Source organism: Inquilinus sp. OTU3971 (genome assembly GCF_038440215.1).
In genome coordinates, this window is sequence record NZ_JASATH010000162.1 from 1 (window position 1) to 18,991 (window position 18,991).

19 protein-coding genes are annotated in these 18,991 nt (G+C 68.8%); 12 read left to right on the forward strand and 7 right to left on the reverse strand.

The window, feature by feature from the left end; translation table 11 throughout:
- Positions 1-354: 354 nt before the first annotated feature.
- Together AAHM41_RS30280 and AAHM41_RS30285 are read right to left on the reverse strand one after the other, a co-directional pair.
- A complete protein-coding gene (locus AAHM41_RS30280; protein WP_342240349.1) occupies positions 355-744 on the reverse strand; it encodes a RidA family protein in 390 nt (129 codons plus the stop codon).
- Positions 745-765: 21 nt separating this feature from the next.
- Positions 766-1,650, reverse strand: coding sequence for a PhzF family phenazine biosynthesis protein (locus AAHM41_RS30285; protein ID WP_342240350.1), 885 nt, complete (start codon positions 1,648-1,650; stop codon positions 766-768).
- Between the two features lie 105 nt (positions 1,651-1,755).
- Here AAHM41_RS30285 and AAHM41_RS30290 point away from each other — a divergent pair, with 105 nt between their 5' ends.
- A complete protein-coding gene (locus tag AAHM41_RS30290; protein ID WP_342240351.1) occupies positions 1,756-2,649 on the forward strand; it encodes a LysR substrate-binding domain-containing protein in 894 nt (297 codons plus the stop codon).
- Between the two features lie 347 nt (positions 2,650-2,996).
- Entirely contained in the window at positions 2,997-3,908 is a 912-nt protein-coding gene (locus AAHM41_RS30295; RefSeq protein ID WP_342240352.1) for an MBL fold metallo-hydrolase, read from the forward strand.
- A gap of 31 nt (positions 3,909-3,939) precedes the next feature.
- Here the strand turns inward: AAHM41_RS30295 and AAHM41_RS30300 are convergent, their stop codons facing one another.
- Both AAHM41_RS30300 and AAHM41_RS30305 read right to left on the reverse strand, forming a co-directional pair.
- Positions 3,940-4,347 (reverse strand): VOC family protein, encoded by a 408-nt coding sequence (locus AAHM41_RS30300; RefSeq protein WP_342240353.1) that lies wholly within the window; start codon positions 4,345-4,347, stop codon positions 3,940-3,942.
- A gap of 30 nt (positions 4,348-4,377) precedes the next feature.
- Positions 4,378-4,713 (reverse strand): cupin domain-containing protein, encoded by a 336-nt coding sequence (locus tag AAHM41_RS30305; protein WP_342240354.1) that lies wholly within the window; start codon positions 4,711-4,713, stop codon positions 4,378-4,380.
- 285 nt (positions 4,714-4,998) lie between these two features.
- On the opposite strand from AAHM41_RS30305, the gene AAHM41_RS30310 reads away from it, so the two are divergent.
- Together AAHM41_RS30310 and ansP are read left to right on the forward strand one after the other, a co-directional pair.
- Positions 4,999-5,541 carry a MarR family winged helix-turn-helix transcriptional regulator gene (locus tag AAHM41_RS30310; protein WP_342240355.1) on the forward strand — a complete coding sequence of 181 codons (543 nt, stop codon included), beginning with the start codon at positions 4,999-5,001 and terminating at the stop codon, positions 5,539-5,541.
- 162 nt (positions 5,542-5,703) lie between these two features.
- Positions 5,704-7,200, forward strand: a complete 1,497-nt coding sequence (gene ansP / locus AAHM41_RS30315; protein WP_446719498.1) for an L-asparagine permease — start codon at positions 5,704-5,706, stop codon at positions 7,198-7,200.
- A gap of 257 nt (positions 7,201-7,457) precedes the next feature.
- Here ansP and AAHM41_RS30320 read toward each other — a convergent pair whose 3' ends face one another.
- On the reverse strand, positions 7,458-8,867 hold the full coding sequence (locus AAHM41_RS30320; RefSeq protein ID WP_342240356.1) for an amidase: 1,410 nt from the start codon (positions 8,865-8,867) through the stop codon (positions 7,458-7,460).
- 111 nt (positions 8,868-8,978) lie between these two features.
- On the opposite strand from AAHM41_RS30320, the gene AAHM41_RS30325 reads away from it, so the two are divergent.
- Positions 8,979-9,542 (forward strand): TetR/AcrR family transcriptional regulator, encoded by a 564-nt coding sequence (locus tag AAHM41_RS30325; RefSeq protein ID WP_342240357.1) that lies wholly within the window; start codon positions 8,979-8,981, stop codon positions 9,540-9,542.
- Positions 9,543-10,086: 544 nt separating this feature from the next.
- On the opposite strand, the gene AAHM41_RS30330 is transcribed toward AAHM41_RS30325, so the two are convergent.
- Positions 10,087-10,599, reverse strand: coding sequence for an SRPBCC family protein (locus tag AAHM41_RS30330; RefSeq protein WP_342240358.1), 513 nt, complete (start codon positions 10,597-10,599; stop codon positions 10,087-10,089).
- A 171-nt stretch (positions 10,600-10,770) separates the two neighbouring features.
- On the opposite strand from AAHM41_RS30330, the gene AAHM41_RS30335 reads away from it, so the two are divergent.
- The 7 genes from AAHM41_RS30335 to AAHM41_RS30365 all read left to right on the forward strand — a co-directional run bounded on the left by AAHM41_RS30335 (position 10,771) and on the right by AAHM41_RS30365 (position 17,599).
- Positions 10,771-11,694: a LysR family transcriptional regulator gene (locus AAHM41_RS30335; RefSeq protein WP_342240367.1), complete on the forward strand. Its 924-nt coding sequence runs from the start codon at positions 10,771-10,773 to the stop codon at positions 11,692-11,694.
- Between the two features lie 104 nt (positions 11,695-11,798).
- The gene (locus AAHM41_RS30340) at positions 11,799-12,299 is read left to right on the forward strand and encodes an SRPBCC domain-containing protein (protein ID WP_342240359.1); all 501 of its coding nucleotides are present in this window, start codon (positions 11,799-11,801) and stop codon (positions 12,297-12,299) included.
- A gap of 26 nt (positions 12,300-12,325) precedes the next feature.
- Positions 12,326-12,931, forward strand: a complete 606-nt coding sequence (locus AAHM41_RS30345; RefSeq protein ID WP_342240360.1) for an NADPH-dependent F420 reductase — start codon at positions 12,326-12,328, stop codon at positions 12,929-12,931.
- Positions 12,932-12,946: 15 nt separating this feature from the next.
- Positions 12,947-13,759, forward strand: coding sequence for an SDR family NAD(P)-dependent oxidoreductase (locus AAHM41_RS30350; RefSeq protein WP_342240361.1), 813 nt, complete (start codon positions 12,947-12,949; stop codon positions 13,757-13,759).
- Between the two features lie 276 nt (positions 13,760-14,035).
- A complete protein-coding gene (locus AAHM41_RS30355; protein ID WP_342240362.1) occupies positions 14,036-16,195 on the forward strand; it encodes a heavy metal translocating P-type ATPase in 2,160 nt (719 codons plus the stop codon).
- 82 nt (positions 16,196-16,277) lie between these two features.
- Positions 16,278-16,697 (forward strand): Cu(I)-responsive transcriptional regulator, encoded by a 420-nt coding sequence (gene cueR, locus AAHM41_RS30360; RefSeq protein ID WP_342240363.1) that lies wholly within the window; start codon positions 16,278-16,280, stop codon positions 16,695-16,697.
- Positions 16,694-17,599 (forward strand): lipid kinase, encoded by a 906-nt coding sequence (locus AAHM41_RS30365; RefSeq protein WP_342240364.1) that lies wholly within the window; start codon positions 16,694-16,696, stop codon positions 17,597-17,599. The genes cueR and AAHM41_RS30365 overlap by 4 nt, the downstream gene beginning before the upstream one ends.
- Here AAHM41_RS30365 and nhaA read toward each other — a convergent pair.
- On the reverse strand, positions 17,565-18,785 hold the full coding sequence (nhaA, locus tag AAHM41_RS30370; protein ID WP_342240365.1) for a Na+/H+ antiporter NhaA: 1,221 nt from the start codon (positions 18,783-18,785) through the stop codon (positions 17,565-17,567). The two genes, AAHM41_RS30365 and nhaA, sit on opposite strands and share 35 nt — an antisense overlap.
- Between the last annotated feature and the right edge of the window lie 206 nt (positions 18,786-18,991).

An 18,991-nucleotide genomic window follows, 5' to 3' on the forward strand; every position in this document is an offset into this window, starting at 1 on the left:
CCTGGGGGGGGGGGGGGCTGGGGGAGGGGTCTGCGCGCGTCCGCGCGCGAATGCGCCAAGGACAGACTTCGCCGCCGGGGCCAGATCGCCAGGTTTCAGGCCGGCTCTGGCGTCGAAAACCCCCTCCCCCCTACCCCCCTCCCGCAAGGGGAGGGGGGACTCATTTTGCTTTCGACCGATCTCGTTGCGAGCCCCCGAGATGGCCCAAAGGACATTCTGAAAAGGTCTCGCAAGTGGGAGAGGCAACGAACAGGGCCCAGCGAGCGTGCGGATGAGATGTGTGTATCCGATAGCCCGCGAGGGGAGGGGGAGAGAGGAAAGCATGCGCCGGCTCAGGTGGAGGACAGGCCTCTCTCAGCCCTGCGCCGGCAGCCGGGCCGTGGCCTCGATCTCGACCCGCATATGCGGCTGCACCAGCTGGGCGAAGATCGTGGTGTTGGCCGGGCGCGCCGCGTCGCAGTGGCGGCGGATGATCGGCACGATGCGCTCGAACTCCGCCTGGCTCGTGACATAGATCACCACCCGCACCAGATGCTCCAGCCCCGCCCCGGCCTGGCCGAGCGCCCAGGCGATGTTGCGGAAGCAGTTCTCGCACTGGCTCTCGACATCCTCCGGGAAGGAGAAGTCGGTCGCGTCGAAGCCGGTGGTGCCGGAGACGAAGACCCAGCCATCGGCCACCACGGCCCGGGCATAGCCGGCCCGGTCCTCATAGGGCGAGCCGGTGAAGATGCGGGTTCCGATCATGGTCTGTCCTTTCGGTGAGCGTCAGAGATACAGCGTGCCGCCGGCGACGGTGACGCAGCGGCCGCGCAGCTCGACCCTTCCCTCCGCCAGCCGCACCGCGATGCGGCTGGGCCGGCCGAGCGCATGGCCCTGCTCGATCGCCACCTCGCCGGATGACGGCACCAGGCCGCGTTCGGCCAGGTGCCAGGCCAGCGGGCCGGCGGCGCTGCCGGTCGCCGGATCCTCCCACAGCCCGACGGTCGGGTTGAAGAAGCGGGCATGGGCCGCGGCCGAAGCGTCGATCGGGTCGAGGCTGTAGAGGTAGCAGCCCTGCGCCCCGGCCCGGCGCAGCTCCGCCAGCAGCCGGGCGGCATCCGGACCGGCTGCCGCCACCGCCGCGCGGTCGCGGGCCTGGACCACGAGATGCGGCGCGCCGGTCGAGACCGTGCGGGCGCCGGGCAGCAGGTCGTCGCCGCGCAAGCCCAGCGCCGCCGCCAGCACCACCGGATCGGGATGCTCCGCCAGAGCCTGCGGCTCGCTTTGGGTCAGGCCGATCGAGACGAGCGTGCCGCCCCGTGCCTCGACAGCAACCGGCAGCAGCCGGCCGCCGAGTTGCTGCTGCAGCGCCAGGCCGTTGCCGAGCGGGCCGAGCCGCCCCGATTCCGCCAGCCACCACCAGGCGCCGAGCGCATTGTGGCCGGCGCCCGAGACCTCGGCCCCGGCCGGGGTGAAGGAGCGCAGCCGGGCCGCCGCGCCGGGCTCGGTCGGCGCCAAGAGGAAGGTGGTCTCGGACTGGTTGAGCTCGCGCGCGATCCGGCGCAGCAGGACCTCGTCCAGCCCGTCCGCCTCCGCCACCACGGCCAGCGGATTGCCGGCCAGCGGCGCGTCGGCGAAGACGTCGACCAGATGGAACGGGACGGTCGTCATGGCGCGGTCAGCCTTGAATTGGTCTCAGGATCTGGCGGCATCATTTCGTTGCAATGGCGCCGAATCCAAGCGAGAACTCCTCAACGACATTGAGGAAAGTTCAACATGCCCCTGCCCTCCCTGAACGCGCTGCAGGCGGCCGAGGCGGTCGGACGGCTCGGCTCGCTGTCCCGCGCGGCGGCGGCGCTGGGCGTGACCGCGAGCGCGGTCAGCCACCGGCTGCGCGGGCTGGAGCAGCAGCTCGGCCTCGGCCTGTTCGAGCGCGGCGAGGCCGGGCTGGTCCCGACCGCGGCCGGCCGGCGCCTGCTGCCAGGGCTGAGCGAGGGCTTCCAGCGCATCGCCGCGGCGGTCGGCGAGGCGACGGCGCAGGAGCGCGGCACCGTGACCGTCACCTGCGGCCTGGCCTTCGCCGCGAAATGGCTGGTGCCGCGGCTGGTCGGCCTCGCCGCCCGCCACCCGGAGCTGGAGGTGCGGCTGGTCACCACCAGCCGGCTGGTCGAGTTCGACCGCGAGGACATCGATCTCGGCATCCGCTTCGGCCGCGGCCGCTGGCCCGGCCTCAAGGCCGAGCTGGTGGCGCCGCAGCCGCTGCTGCCGGTCGCCTCCCCGGCGATCGCCGCCGCGCTGGCCGACCCGGAACGGGCAGCCGCTGTGCCGCTGATCGAGGACGAGCAGAGCCTGTTCGGCTGGGATGCCTGGCTGGCGGCCGGCGGGCCGGCGACCGGCGGCCCCGCCGCTCTCGCCGGCCATCCGCGCCGGCGCTTCCCCGACGCGTCGCTGGCGGTCGAGGCCGCCCTGGCCGGCCACGGTGTCTGGCTGGCCTGGCCGCTGCTGGTCGACGAGGCGCTGCAATCCGGCCGGCTGGTCCGCGCCTTTCCCGACCGGATCGACGCCGGCCTCGGCTACTGGCTGGTCGCCACCCCCGCCCGCTGGCGCCGCCCCGAGGTCGCCCGGTTCCGCGACTGGCTCACCAGCACGCTCCCGCGCGATGCAGCCTGACGGAGGGCGTCGCCGGCCCGTTGCGCAATTGCAATCGTTCGCCGGGGATCAGAGCACGAAGCCGTCAGGCGATCGATAGCGAACGCCGCCATCCGGCGCAGATCCTCGAGCCCGGCGCCGCCGCGGGCGGCGAGCTGAAGCCCGGTCATCGTCATCCCGACGAAATCCGTGGCCAGGCCCGCAGCTCATCCTCGGCGATCAGGCCGAGGAGCAGGTCGCGCAGGCCGGCCAACGGACAGGACCTATCCCCCGGTATGGCTCGCCCTCTCCGTCGACCCAATCGACCGCAAACACGCCTCGCCGTAGCGTCGTCGATGTCGGGGTAAGGCGTTCAGCAGGAGACAGACATGTACCTGGACAAGACCTCACACCCTGGTGGGCCGGGGCCCGACGAGCTGGTTCTGTCGCGCTACGCGCTGCGGGTCGGCGAGATCGACGTCATGGTGGTCAGCGACGGGGTGATCTCGATATCGGCCGAGGCGATGGCCACCAACGCCGACCCGGCCGTCCGGTCGGCCTGGCTGCGCGAGAGGCTCCAGCCGGAGGTGATGGATTGGGCGCTGAACGAGGTCGTGGTTCGGAGCGGCGGCCGGACCATCCTCATCGATTCCGGGCTGGGAATGGAGGCCCCGAACTTTCCGCGAACCGGGCGGTGGTCCTCGCGGCTGGAGGCCGCCGGCGTCGATCTGGCGTCCGTGACCGATGTGGTGCTCACCCATATGCACTTCGACCACGTCGGCGGGCTGCTCGTCGACGGGGTGAAGGATCAGCTGCGTCCGGACGTACGGATCCACGCGTCGGCCGCCGAAGCCGAGTTCTGGCAGGCGCCCGATTTCTCCCGCACCGCCATGCCGGGGCCGTTGGCGGACATGATCCGGTCGGCCGCCAAGCGGTTCCTGGCCCAGTACGGCGGCAAGCTGCAGACCTTCGAGACGGACTACGAGGTCGCGCCGGGGGTGGTCGTCACCCGCACGGGCGGCCACACCCCTGGGCACAGCGTGGTCCGCCTGGCGTCCGGCGGCGATCGCCTGACATTCGTCGGCGACGCCATACTCCCGCACGGGTTCGAGCACCTCGAGTGGCACAACGGCTTCGAACACGACCCCGAAGAGGCGGTCCGCGTCCGGGTCCGTCTTCTGCGGGAGCTGGCGGCGACCGGCGAGCCGATCCTGGCCACTCACCTGTCGTTCCCGTCCGTCTGCCGGGTGGCGGTCGCCGGCGCAGGCTATCGCTGGGTGCCGGCCTTGTGGAATTACTGACCCTTATCGGGTCAGGGCAGACGACGGCCCGCTACGGCCCCGCCGCGGCCATGTCCATCCACATCGGCTCGAAGACATGGCCGTCGGGGTCCTCGAAGGTGCGGCCGTACAGGAAGCCGAAGTCCTGGCGCTCGCGGATATCGGCCCGGCCGCCGGCCGCCGCCGCGGCCTCGGTGATGGCGTCCACCTCCGCCCGGCTGTCGCGCGACAGGGCGATCAGCATGCCGATCGCCTCGCGCGGCTTCGCCAGCGGCCGCGGCGCGAAGGTCTGGAAATAATCCTGCGTCAGCAGTTGGAAGGTGATGGTGTCGGACCAGACCATCGAGGCGGCCCGGTCGTCGCTGAACTGCTCGTTCTTCCGGCAGCCGATCGCCTCATAGAAGCGGATCGAAGCAGCGAGATCCGTCACCGGCAGGTTCACGAAGATCATCTTCGGCATAGCAAGCGTTCCTTGTGTCCGGGGTTCGCGTCAGGCCAGCGCCTGGACGATGGTGTCGCTGGGGTGGATGCCGATCAGCTCGAGCCGCCCGGTGCCGGTGTTCTCGAAGCGATGCGGCACATTGGCGGCGGCGACGACGATGTCGCCCGGATAGCCCTTCGTCGTCTCGCCGCCCACGGTGAATTCGGCCTCGCCCGCCCGGACGATCCAGGTCTCGGGATAGGGGTGCACATGCAGCGTCGATCCCTGGCCCGGCGCGGCGTCGACCAGGAAGCACGACACCGCGCTGCCGAAGTCGCGGCCCTCGAAGCGGACGGTCCGGCTCTGGCCCGGCTGCGGCTCCTGATGGCGACGGACCTGGAACATTCCCTGATCTCCCCTGGGCGCCGCTGGCGGCGGCGAAGTTATCTTCGTGAGAAGATATATTGACGAATTATCTTCTCGTCAAGATATCTTGGCCAGGCGCCGCGGAAGGGGTATCTGTCGCCTGCGAGACCTTTTCAGAACACTGTCCCATCCTTTGCCGTCATTCCCGCGAAAGCGGGAATCTCCGTCCGGTCAAAGCGCTGCGAGATCCCCGCTTCCGCGGGGATGACGGAATGGGGATTCTGAAGAGGCCTCGCCTGCTGGACTGACGCAGGAGAGGGACGGATGACGGACGACACGACAGAGGATGGCGCGGACCATGTCGACCGGCTGCGCCGGCAATGGACGCGGGAGCTGCCCGATCTCGACACCGAGCCGATGGCGATCCTGGGGCGGGCCTACCGGCTGTCGAATCTGATGCGCGCCGGCATCGAGGCGACCTTCGCCGGCTTCGGCCTCGACCGCGGCGAATTCGACGTGATCGGCACCCTGCGCCGGTCCGGGCCGCCGTACCGGCTTACGCCGACCGAGCTGTACACCGCGCTGATGATCTCGTCGGGCGGCCTGACCCACCGGCTCGACCGGCTGGAGAAGGCGGGGCTGATCCGGCGCGAGAAGTCGCCGCAGGACGGGCGCAGCGTGCTGGTGGCGCTGACCGAGGCCGGCGCCGCGCGGGCCGAGGCGGCCTTCCGCGCCGACATGGCGAATGAATCCGCCATCCTGCAGGCCCTGGACCCGCAGGAGCGTGCGGCGCTGGCGGATCTGCTGCGCAAGCTGATCGCCGGGATCGAAGCCGATTCGAATCCGGAGATTTCGCGGCAAAGTTGAGATTTCGCAACGAAAACCGGCTGAATTCCCAGACTTCCGAGATCAATAGACAGAAATCGTAACGCTCGCGTTTGACAAGGACTTTCGTCGCGTCCTAGCGTCCGCGTCCCCGCGGGGCAGCCGCGGCACGAACAAAGCCCAAGAACAAGAGCGGAAGAAACAGTGACCCAGATCGCCCCGCCGGCCGCCGCCGCCCGCGACCCCGCCACCGACAAGCGAGCCTGGCTCGACTCCCATGAAGAGGGCTACCACAAGGGCCTGAAATCCCGGCAGGTGCAGATGATCGCCATCGGCGGCGCCATCGGCACCGGGCTATTCCTCGGCGCCGGCGGAAGGCTGCAGCTCGCCGGCCCGGCCCTGGCCCTGGTCTATCTGGTCTGCGGTTTCTTCTCCTTCCTGATCCTGCGGGCGCTGGGCGAGCTGGTGATGCACCGCCCGACCTCCGGCAGCTTCGTTTCCTATGCCCGCGAGTTCCTGGGCGAGCAGGCGTCTTTCGTCGCCGGCTGGATGTTCTTCCTGAACTGGGCGATGACCGGCATCGTCGATATCACCGCCGTGGCCCTGTACATGAAGTACTGGCCGGTCTTCGGCGACGTGCCGCAATGGCTGTTCGCGCTGGCGGCGCTGGGCATCGTCACGGTGATGAACCTGGTCGGCGTCAGATGGTTCGGCGAGATGGAGTTCTGGTTCTCGCTGATCAAGGTGGCGGCGCTGGTGCTGTTCCTCGCCATCGGCACGCTGATCCTCGGCAGCGGCATGGAGGTGGCGGGCCACGCGCCCGGGCTGCAGCTGGTCTCCGACAATGGCGGCATCTTCCCGCACGGCCTGCTGCCCGCCGTGGTGATCGTCCAGGGCGTGGTCTTCGCCTATGCCGGGATCGAGCTGATCGGCACCGCCGCGGGCGAGGCCGAGGACGCGCGCAAGATCCTGCCGCGGGCGATCAACAGCGTGATCTGGCGCATCGCCCTGTTCTATGTCGGCTCGGTCGTCCTCCTGGTGCTGCTGCTGCCCTGGACCGCGTACCAGGCCGGCACCAGCCCCTTCGTCACCTTCTTCGGCGCGCTCGGCGTGCCCGGCATCGGCACGATCATGAACATCGTGGTGCTGACCGCGGCGCTGTCCAGCCTGAACTCCGGCCTCTACTCCACCGGGCGGGTGCTGCGGTCGCTGGCGATGGGCGGCTCGGCGCCCGACTTCGTCGCCCGGATGAACGCCCGCAAGGTGCCTTATGCCGGCATCCTGGTGACGGTGGCGATCTATGCCGTCGGCGTGGTGCTGAACTACGTGGTGCCGTCGCAGGTGTTCGAGATCGTGCTGAACATCGCCTCGCTCGGCATTATCAGCACCTGGGCCTTCATCCTGGTCTGCCAGCTGGCGCTGCGCCGGGCGATCCGGCGGGGCGAGGCCGCGCCGGTGTCCTTCCGCATGCCGGGGGCGCCGGTCAGCAGCTGGATCACGCTCTTGTTCCTGCTGGGCGTGCTGGTGCTGATGGCGCTGGACTATCCGGTCGGGTCGCTGACCGTCGCGGCGCTGCCGCTGATCGGGCTCGGCCTGCTGGTCGGCTGGGCGCTGGCGCGCAAGAAGGTGATCGCGCTGCGGCCCGACAGCCCGATGGCGGAGGATCAACCGCTGGTGGCGCAGACCGAAGGCCTATCCTAGTGGTGAAAATCTGACGCTTGGCACCCGACGGCAACAGCCGGTGTGGGCGGGAAGCGGTCCTCCGGCACGGAGCGGCGAGACGTCCGGATTGCTCGATCGAAGCGGACGACTCGCTTCTGGTCGACCTGGAATGCTCGTTCCACCATCGCACTCTCATTCAAGGTCACCGCGTCAGACTTTGCTCGACGCGTCTCTAGGCGTGCACCCAGGGGGCCGAACGCCGCGCGGTGGGACACTCGCTGTGCCTCCGCTCCTTGTCAGATCTTCGGATGGAGATTGCGAACCGGGCTCACTCCTTCCAGCAGCGAAGCCAGGTGCAGGATCGTGGATTCCGCCAGCCACTTGCCGACGAGTTGCACGTTGATCGGCAGCCCTTCCCTGCTCGTGCCGAACCGCATCGACAGGCCGGGCAGCCCGGTGACGTTGAGCGGCACGGTCGCGCCCTGGAGGTAGGTGGCGTCGACGGTCTGTCCGTTGATGGTGAATTCCGCTTGGCCATGCTTGTAGGCCGGAAGCGGCAGCACGGGGGTGAGCAGCGCGTCATAGCGCGTGAAGTAGTCAGCGTAGCCGTCCCGCAGCCGCTCCGCCGCCTGCTCGGCGTCGATGTAGTCCTTTATGGACGTGTCGGGGAGCGCGAGCATCGTCTTGGCCATCTTGTAAAGCTCATCGTCGCCGTGACCGGCGGTCGCTTCCGCGAACGCGGGCTTCATCTCCATCACGTGGAGGCGGTTGAACACGTCGAGGGCGAAGTCGCGCTCGAGCGCCGGGATGCGCACGGGCTCCGCGAAGCAACCGACGCCCTTGAGCGCCTCGGCCGCCGCCTGCACCGTGGCGGCAACTTCCGAGTCGATCGGCCCGAAGCCGGGCTCGACCAGCCAACCCACCTGCAACTGGCGATGGGGCGAGCGGCCGACCCCAGCATCGAACTGGGCGGTGCTCGTAGCGAAGGCATCCAGGCCGTCGGGCCCAGCCAACTCCGAGAAGGCGAGCGCAAGGTCGCGAACTGAGCGCGCCATCGGACCGACATGCCAGAAGCGACGCGGCACGCGCGGCCAGATGCCCGTCATCGGCACGCGACCATGCGTCGCCTTGAGGGAGACGATGCCGGTTTGCGCCGCCGGTCCACGCACGGAGATGGCGAGATCGGTGCCGAGACCGATGGGTGACATGCCCGCCGCAATGGCCGCCGATTCACCGCCGCTCGAACCGCCCGGCGTGCGCTCGACATCCCAGGGGTTGTTCGATCGGCCGCTGAGCAGATTGTCGCTTTCAATCCAGTAGGAGAATTCGGGAAGGTTCGTCTTCGCGAGCAGGATACCGCCCGCTTTCTTCATACGCGCCACGCTGGTCGCGTCGGTGTCCGGAACGCGGCCCTTGAAGATCGGCGAACCGCGCTGGGTCAGCACTCCTGCGGTGTCGATGGAGTCCTTCACCGTGAAGGGGACACCGTGCAGCAGGCCAAGATCCTCACCCGACAGAACCGCTGCCTCCGCTGCCTTCGCGGCTTTGAGCGCGTCGTCCGCGATCGTGACGATCGCATTGATCTCGGGGTCCACGGCTTCGATGTGATCGAGGTGTGCCTGCACGACCTCGACCGGCGAGACCTCCTTGGTGCGGATCAGTTCGGCCAGCTTGGTCGCGTCGGAAAAGATGATGTCGTTGCTCATATCGGCACCCTACCTGGCAGTTGGTAGGGAGAGCATAGATGTCTATTTTCCCCAGTCAATCCCTATCTAACACATGGTAGGCTGATGGCCGCCGACGGTTAGGGAATCGAAATGAGCACAAACTCCAAGGAAGCGATTCTGGCGGCCGCCAGACAAGGTGCACAGGCGCACGGCTACAGCGGCTTGAATTTTCGCGATCTCGCCCACGAGGTCGGGATCAAGGCCGCGAGTATCTACCATCACTTCCCCAGCAAGGCAGACCTCGGCGCAGCGGTCACGAGGCGTTATTGGGAGGACACAAGCGCCGATCTCGACGCCATGCTGGCGGATGCGTCCGATCCGGTCAGCGCGCTCCGCCAGTACCCGCAAATTTTCCGTAGATCGCTTGAAACCGGCAATCGGCTTTGCCTTTGCAGCTTCATGTCTGCCGAATATGACGACCTTCCGGAACCGGTGAAGAAGGAGGTCCAAGCCTTTGCCGACGTCAATGTGGCCTGGCTGAGCAAGGTTCTCTCCGCTGCCGACGTGGTCAGTCCCGAAAAAAGCGAAGAGCGGGCTCGCGCCATTTTCGCCGCCGTCGCCGGCGCCCAGCTCATGGCGAGGAGCCGCTCGGACATCTCTCTATTTGACGCCTTGATCGAAAGCTACCAAGCAACGGGGCTCCTACCGGCGTAGACGACGTGATCGATCTCGAGCTACCGATAAAACCAGAATAGCCACTCCAGGGGGTCGCACGACGTCCATCATCTGCAAGTCTCGGAATCACATTGTCCGGGCTGTGACGGCTTCAGCAATCGCAGTCGGTCCTTCGGTAAGCTAGGAAGTATTCGATCACAAATCCGAGCGTGATCCTCGTCCGTCCGAGAATGGCCACATAGCAGACGTTTATCAGTGTTTGCTTCGACGTCGGAATTGAGCCGCATCCGGACCGGCAAGGGGCGTGGTGCCTCTGGCCGCTTGGGGTCGCATCCGGTCATGTCCGGTCTCAGGAGAGAATCGGGACGGCCGGTTTCCGGCGCCTGGCTGCGGCACTGGCCGGCGGCATTGGGCGGTTTGCTGTCGTTCGAAGCGGTATGAGAAAGTGACTGCTTCCGGGTAGTAGCGGACACAAGAATGTATTTCGCGGCACTTGAAGGGCAGCGGGCCGACGGTTCCAAGCGGCCCGATCATGGCTCATTAACGTGTCCTTCAAAGCGTCACGCACTCTAACCCGGGATAGCTATGCCCTCCATACTTGGGTATTGGCGGCTTTCGCCTCTGCCGCCCGCGCGAGCGCCTCGACCCAGTCCTGATGGTAGCTGTAGAGGCCGCCCGGATACTCGACCCCGAGCTTCTGGACGAACCAAGGCCCCTGCTGTGTTTCCTCGGTCAGCACATGGCACCCGTCGACCGTTGGCGTGATGACCCAGCCGTGGAAGGCGGTTGAGCCGGTGTCGTCTCCATCAACGGTGGTTGCCCAGGAGAGCCGGCGATAGGGCACGCACTCCGTTACCATCAGGCTCATCGGAAAGCCGATCGTTACGCGGCGATACCTCGTTCCAAGCACCAGCTCGGACCCGCCCGTCAGGATCCTCACCTGATCCTCGGGCGGAAAATAATCCGACCAGCGCTCTGCTTCCACCAACAACTGCCAGACGGTTTCCACAGGCGCCTTCACGTCGATTTCGTTGAGCGCGTAGATCGCCGAAATGCGAGGATCGTGCTGGGGCGGGTAGATAACGTGGTCGAGCATGTCGCTCTCCTGCCATGGTGTTGTCTGTCGGGCGGGACATCTCACTTGCCCCGAGGGCGAGATAGACCGGCCGACCTGCGGCGGAGAGTGTCGATTGCTGCACAACACCGGTGCGTGCATGCACCGGCAGCACTTGCTCTCGCCGCTTTTGCAGCGGCAGTGTCGGTGAGCATGCTGATCGCGCAGAGTTACAGCCGAATGATCGATTGGGACGACGTACGTTTTTTCCTCGCAGTAGCCCGGGGCGGGTCGGTTCGCGCAGCGGCCGAACGGCTGGGCGTCAACCATTCCACGGTGCTGCGGCGGATCGCACAGCTGGAAGAGCGGCTCGGGGCGCAACTGTTCGACAAGCTGCCCTCGGGCTATCGGCCGACCGAAGCGGGCGAGGAGGTTCTCTCACTGGCCGAGCAGATGGAGATCTCATCTCTCCAACTCGAGACGCGCGTTCTCGGGCGAGATCAGAGCGCCCGCGGGCTGCTGCGGGTGACGATGGCGCCGACGCTTGCATCGCATCTGCTCATGCCCGATTTCGCCGACTTCGCCCGGCTCCACCCCGAGATCGAAGTCGACGTCCACGCGTCCGACGACGCAGTGAACCTTACCAACCGTCAAGCCGATGTGGCGCTCCGGGTCGTCTACGATCGCGCGTCGCTGCCGCTCAACCTCCACGGACTGAAGGGACCGGAGGTGGCCGGCGGCGTCTATGTATCGCGCGAACGCCTCGCCGCATGGCGCGCCGATCCGAGCCAACCGGTGCGATGGATCGTCAAGCAGTTCGACGGCTTGCCTGACTGGGGGCGCCAAGGCGACATACCCATCGCCGGCGTGCCGTTCTGCACCGCCGAGGCCGGCGCGCATCTGGCCGCGCTGCGGCAGGGGATCGGCATTACCACGCTGCCCTGTTTTGTCGGCGACGCCGACCCGCTGCTGGCGCGGGTGCCGGGCTCGGTGACGCACAAGCACGGCACCCTATGGCTGCTAACGCAAGGCGAGACTCGCAAGACCAAGCGGGTGCGGTTGTTCACCGACTTCATCTCAAAGCGTCTCGCCGGCTACGCGGCGCTGCTAGCGGGCAGGTGCCGTACCGGCGGCTGACAGCGGCGGCGGTGCATTTTCGCACAACCATTGTTGAGGAGCGGAGAGTTTCACCAGCTATAGGGTGACCCCAATTCGGTGCCGACACACCGAGGAGGTCAACCGTGTTCGAAGCAATCCGATGGCCGGACGACATGAAGCCGAGCCGCTCGCCCATTCACTTCACCAATGAATTAAGAGTAGCGGTGGCGCCCGAGACGATCTGGGCGCTGCTGACCGACCCCGAAGCTTGGCCGAGCTTCTACCCCGGTGTCCGTCATGTCGACCTGCTTGGCGGCCATACCAGCTTTCAGCTCGGCACGCGGTTCGAAACCAACCTCGCGGGCCAAGACGTACATGCTTCCATCCAGGAGTGCGAGCCGATCACGCGCATCGCCTGGGGTGGCGGCCCGATCGCGGACAAGGCGTCGACGGCCTATCATGCCTGGATCATCACTCCCGTCCCCAGTGGTACCCACCTCTGGACCGAGGAGACGATGCAGGGTCCGCTCTGGATCGAGCTGGTGAAGCAGGATCCCGCCCTGTTCTGGCGCACCCACGAGACGCTGCTCCAGGACCTCGCCAAGGTCGCGATTGAGCGCGAGCACGCCGCGGAGCGCGCGTAGCATTCCACATACCCCGGAGACGCTCAGTGACTTATGCAATCATCGGTTTCGGCGCGGTCGGCCAAGCGCTGGCCAAGGCCTTTGCGCGGCAGGGCATCGATGTGACGGTCGCCAGTCGCCGCTCGCCCGACGATTTGGCGCCTGTGGCCCAGGCGATCGGCCCCAACGTCACTCCGCGGCCGCTGGCGGAAGCGCTCTCGGCCGACACGATCATCCTGGCCGTTCCCTTCTCGCAGCACCAGGCGATCGGCAAGGCGCTGCCGAACTGGACGGGCAAGCTGGTGATAGACGCGATGAATGCGTACGGCACGCCACTCGACGAGTTCGGCGGGCTCACCTCTTCGGCAGTGGTGGCGCGTGCTTTCCCAAGCGCAAACTTCGTAAAGGCGTTCAATCACCTTCCTGCGGCGAAGCTCGCCGCCGATCCGAACCTGAAGGGTGGCCGGCGCGTGATCTTCATGGCGAGCGATGACCCTGCGGCGGCGACATCGTCGAAAGCGCTGATCGAGGCACTCGGCTACGCACCGGTCTCGCTCGGCACGCTCGCCGAGGGCGCCGCGCTCACCCACGCTCGAGGGCACGGCTGGTCGCCGCTCACCTTCCAGGATCTTGTCAAACCAGACGACCAGTAAGCGAAAGAGAACAGCATGATCATCGATCTGACGGGCCGCAGGGCAGTCATTACAGGCTCCACCGCCGGCATCGGCCGCGCCACAGCGGAGGGCTTGGCGCGCGCCGGCGCCGCCGTCGTCGTCAATGGTCGCACCAACGCGCGTGTCGAGGAGGCAGTGCGGCAGATTCGCCAGACAGTGCCCGAAGCCGACGTCACTGGCGTCGCCGCAGATATGGCGACGGCCGAAGGCGTGGCGGTGCTGCTCGCCGCGATTCCTGACGCCGACATCCTCGTCAACAACGTTGGGACCGCACATATCCGCGAGTATCGCGGCGTCGACGACATTGCCGCTATTCCCGACGAGGACTGGCTGGGCCTGTTCCAGCTCAACGTGATGAGCGGCGTGCGCGCGACACGGCATTATCTGTCCCAGATGGTAGCCCGAGGCTGGGGCCGCGTCGTGTTTGTCAGCAGCGAGTCGGCGGTCAACATCCCCAAGGAGATGCTGGACTACGGCATGACCAAGACCGCGCAGCTCGCCGTGTCGCGCGGGTTCGCGGAGGCCGTGGCGGGCACTGGCGTGACGGTCAACGCCGTCCTGCCCGGTCCGACCCGCTCTGAGATCCTTGGTGACTTCATGGCGAAACAGGCGCAGGCGCAGGGCGTCACCCAGGATGAGGCGGAACAAGGCTTCCTCGCGGCGATGCGCCCAACCAGCCTGCTCGGTCGCTTCTCGACAACCGACGAGGTCGCCAACATGATCGTCTACGCCTGCTCGGAACAGGCTTCAGCGACGAGCGGCGCAGCGTTGCGGGTCGACGGCGGTGTGGTGCGCTTCGTCAGCTGATCGGCCGGCGTCACGCTGTGACGGCATGATCACAACACAGCAAACGTCGGCTCTCGACGAGAGCGGACGTTTGCTCGTCGTCCAGGCAATGGCCGCAAGGGGTCGGAAGGCGTCTTCCGCATCGGGTACCGAGCGTCAGATTTCGCCACTCGATCCGGCAGCCCTGGCAGGGCGGGAGGTCGCTTCGTCCGGGTCTCATGTGCCGTCTGCATGACCGGGGCCCGATGGGGGCTTGACCTTCCAGCTTCTGGAACCCCCATCTCCCCGGTCATGACCATGACATCGACCGTCCGACTGGACATCACCGGCATGACCTGCGCCGCCTGCGCGACCCGGGTCGAGCGCGCCCTGTCCCGCACGCCCGGCGTGCAGAAGGCCACCGTCAACCTGGCACTGGAGCGGGCGGACATCGCCGTCGCCCCGGACGGGCCGGACCGCGCCGCGCTGGCCGAGGCGGTGCGCGGCGCCGGATACGAGGTGCGCGCGCCGGCCGCCGCCGCCGAAGACGAGGGCCGGCCCTGGATCGAGACCGCGACGCTGGCCGCAGCGATCCTGCTGACCCTGCCCCTGGTGCTGAACATGGTGGCGATGACGCTGGGCCTGCGCTGGCACCTGTCGCCGATCACCGAGCTGGTGCTGGCGACGCCGGTGCAGTTCTGGGCCGGCGCCCGCTTCTACCGCGGCGCCTGGGCCTCGCTGCGCCATGGCAGCCCCGGCATGGATGTGCTGGTCGCGCTGGGCACCAGCGCCGCCTGGGGCTACAGCGCGGTGCAGGTCGCACTGCACGGCGGCATGGCGATGGGCCATCTGTATTTCGAGGCCGCGGCGGTGGTGATCACGCTGGTGCTGCTGGGCAAGCGGCTGGAGGCGCGGGCCAAGCGCGGCGCCGGCGCCGCCCTGCGCGCGCTGATGGCGCTGCGGCCGGAGACGGCGCGGGTGCTGACCGCTGACGGCCCGGTCGAGCGGCCGGCGGCCGGGCTTGTGCCCGGCGACCGCATCCTGGTGCGCCCCGGCGAGCGCTTTCCGGTCGACGCCCGGGTCGAGGCCGGCGAGAGCGAGGTCGACGAATCGCTGGTGACCGGCGAGAGCCTGCCGGTGGCCAAGCGGCCGGGCGACACGGTCGCCGCCGGCGCCCTGAACGGCACCGGCGCCCTGACGCTCGAGGCGACGGCGGTGGGCGAGGATTCGACCATCGCCCGCATCGTCCGGCTGGTCGAGGCGGCGCAGTCCGGCAAGGCGCCGATCCAGAAGCTGGTCGACCGCATCAGCGCCGTGTTCGTGCCAATCGTGCTGGCAATCGCGGTCCTGACCTTCGCCGGCTGGCTGGTCGCCGGCGGCAGCCTCGACCAGGCGCTGGGCGCCGCCGTGGCGGTGCTGGTGATCGCCTGCCCCTGCGCCATGGGGCTGGCGACCCCGGCCGCGATCGTCACCGGCACCGGCGCCGCGGCCCGCGCCGGCATCCTGATCCGCGACATCGAGACGATCGAGCGGGCGCCCCGGATCGACACCGTGGTGTTCGACAAGACCGGCACCCTGACCGAGGGCCGGCCCGCGGTGACCGCGGTGATCGCCGGCGACGCGGATGCGCTGCTGGCCCTGGCCGCCGCGGTGCAGGCCGGCAGCGAGCATCCGCTGGCCCGGGCGGTCGAGGCCGAGGCGGCGCGGCGCGGCCTGGCGGTTCCCGCGGCAAGCGGGGTCGCCGCCCGGCCGGGCCGCGGCGTCACAGGCACGGTCGACGGCACAAGCGTCGCCATCGGCAATGCCGCGCTGATGCGGGAGATCCACGCGGTCCTGCCCGAGACGCTGGCGCAGGCGATCGGCGGGCACGAGGCCGCCGGCCGCACCGCCATGCTGGTCGCGGTCGACGGCGAGGTGCGCGGCGCCATTGCCGTCGCCGACCCTCTGAAGCCCGGCGCGGCCGAGGCGGTGGCGCGGCTGGCCGCTTCCGGCATCGCCGTCCGGATGCTCAGCGGCGACGCCCGCGCCGTGGCCGACAGCGTCGCCGGACAGGTCGGCATCACCGCGGTCGACGCCCCGGTGCGGCCGGAGGAGAAGGCCGGCACCGTGGCCCGGCTGCGCGCCGGCGGCGCCCGGGTGGCGATGGTCGGCGACGGCATCAACGACGCCCCGGCCCTGGCCGAGGCCGATCTCGGCATCGCCATGGGCGGCGGCGCCGACGTGGCGCTGGAGGCGGCGGCGATCACGCTGATGCGGCCGGACCCGCGGCTGGTGGCCGATGCGCTGGCGATCAGCCGGGCGACCTGGAACAAGGTGCGGCAGAATTTGTTCTGGGCCTTTGCGTACAATGTGGTCGGGCTGCCGCTGGCGGCGTTCGGCCTGCTCAATCCGGCGATCGCCGGCGCGGCGATGGCGCTGAGCAGCATCAGCGTCGTCGCCAACGCGCTGCTGCTGCGGCGCTGGCGGCCGCGGGTCTAGGGAGCCGGTGTCGAGACCGAATCGGGCGCTTGCACAGCGGGCATCCGATGCGGTCCACTGCACCGGCGAGGGAGACGAGGCGATGAATATCGGCGAGGCGGCACGGCATTCTGGCCTGCCGGCGAAGACCATCCGCTATTACGAGGAGATCGGGCTGGTCCGGCCGGACCGGCGCGACAACAACTACCGCGACTACGGCGCCCACACGCTGGAGGTGCTGCGCTTCCTGCGCCGGTCGCGCGAGTTCGGCTTCACCATCGAGCAGTGCCGCGCCCTCCTGTCGCTGTACGAGGACCCGACGCGCTGCTCGTCCCAGGTGAAAGAGCTGGCCTCGACCCGGATCGTCGAGATCGACGAGAAGATCCGCGAGCTGGAGGCGCTGCGGGAGAGCCTGGGCAGGCTGGTGCACGAGTGCCCCGGCGACCACGACCCCGATTGCCCGATCATCGACGAGCTGGCCGGCGCGCCGGCGCAGCGCACGACGATCGCCGCGATGCGATGATCGCACGCCGGGCGCTGTTCCTGGTCAATCCGAAGGCCAGCCGGGCCGGGACCGGCCTCGACGCCGTGATCCGCACCCTGATCGACGGCGGGGTCGAGCCGGTGCGGCCGTTGCACGACGATGTCGACACGCTGATCCGGCGCCATGCCGCCGCGGTCGAATGCGTCATCATCGGCGGCGGCGACGGGACGCTGAACCACGCGGCGCCGGCGCTGATGGAGACCCGACTGCCGCTCGGCATCCTGCCGCTGGGCACCGCCAACGACCTGGCGCGGACGCTGGAGCTGCCGGCCGACCCGGTGGCGGCGGCGCAGGTCATCGTCGACGGCAGGCTGCGCAGCATCGACCTCGGCGAGGTCAACGGCCGACCCTTCTTCAACGTCGCCAGCCTGGGCATGGGCGTCGATCTGGCGAAGTCGCTGAACGGCGACACCAAGAAGCGCTGGGGCCGCTTCGGCTATGCCCTGGCGGCACTGCGGCTGGTGCGGCGGCTGGAGCGCTTCTCGGCCGAGATCCGGATCGATGACGGGCGGGTGATCCGCGGCAAGAGCATCCAGATCGCGGTCGGCAACGGCCGCTTCTACGGCGGCGGCATGACCGTCGCCCCGGACGCGGCGCCGGACGACGGCATGCTCGACGTCTATTCGATCGAGGTCGACCACTGGCTGTGGCTGGCGCTGATGTACCCGTCCTTCCGCGCCGGGCGGCACGGCCGCTGGGACGAGGTGCACGCCTTCCGCTGCCGGTCGGTCGAGATCCGCACCCGCCGGCCGCGCGACGTCAACACCGACGGCGAAGTGACGACCCACACCCCGGCGAAATTCCGGGTGCTGCCGAAGGCGGTGCGGGTCTACACGCCGCTGACGGTCATTCCTCCGCCGGCACCGGCCGCCGCCGGCTGACCGCGATCAGCCACAGGCTGCCCAGCACCGCCGCGATCAGCGACCCGGCCAGCACACCCATCTTGGTCGCGTCCTGCAGCGCCGGGTCCTCGAAGGCCAGCGAACCGATGAACAGGCTCATGGTGAAGCCGATGCCGGCCAGCACCGAGACGCCGGCGAGCTGGGCCGTGGTCGCGCCGGCCGGCAGGGCCGCGAAGCCGAGCCGGATCGACGCCCAGGCGGCGACGCCGACGCCGAGCGACTTGCCGACCACCAGCCCGGCGGCGATGCCGAGCGGCACCGGCTCGAGGAAGCTCGACAGGCTGGCGCCGGCGAAGGAGACGCCGGCATTGGCGAAGCCGAAGATCGGCACCACCAGGAAGGCGACGACGTCGTGCAGCCCATGCTCCAGCCGCAAGAGCGGCGGCTCGTCCTCGTCCTCCGCGGTGCGGTCGAGCGGCACCAGGAAGGCCAGCACCACCCCGGCCAGCGTGGCGTGCAGGCCGGATTTCAGCACGAACAGCCAGACCACGATGCCGACCACCAGATAGGGCCACAGCGCCTGCACCCGCAGCCAGTTGAACAGGCCCAGCAGGGCGACGCCGGCGACGGCCCAGGCCAGGAACGGCAGCGAGATGTCGCCGGTGTAGAACAGGGCGATGATCACCACCGCGGCGACGTCGTCGATGATCGCCAGCGCGGTCAGGAACACCTTCAGCGACACCGGCACCCGGCTGCCCAGCAGCGACAGCACGCCGAGGGCGAAGGCGATGTCGGTGGCGGCCGGGATCGCCCAGCCGCGCAGCGCCACCGGGTCGTCGACATTGATCACGGCGTAGATCAGCGCCGGCAGCACCACGCCGCCGACCGCGGCGATGCCGGGCAGCATCAGCGTCTCGCGCGACGACAGCTCGCCCTGCAGGATCTCGCGCTTGATCTCGAGCCCGACCAGCAGGAAGAACACCGCCATCAGCCCGTCATTGACCCAGTGCAGCAGCGTCTTCTCGAGCGCCAGATTGCCGAAGCGCAGCCCGATCGGCAGGTGCAGCAGCGAGTCGTAGGCACCGGCCAGCGGCGAGTTGGCGGCGATCAGGGCCAGCACCGCAACCGCCATCAGCACGATGCCGCCCGCCGCCTCGATCTCGAGGAAGGAGCGGATCGCCGAGATCGGCTTGCGGACCAGCCACGTCTTCACGGTCTCGGGCATCGGTTCCCATCCGGCGTCGCGTCGAGGACGCCAAGTTGGGCGATCCGCCGGGCCGGCTCAACCGGAATCGAGGTGCGGCCCACCTATTCACGTTGCCGCTTCGAGCCGCTTTCATTCTCCCCCTCCCCTTGCGGGAGGGGGGCAGGGGGAGGGGTGGGGGGGGGGGCCCGCCCCGCGGGGGAGGGGCCCCCCAAACAGGGGGGGGG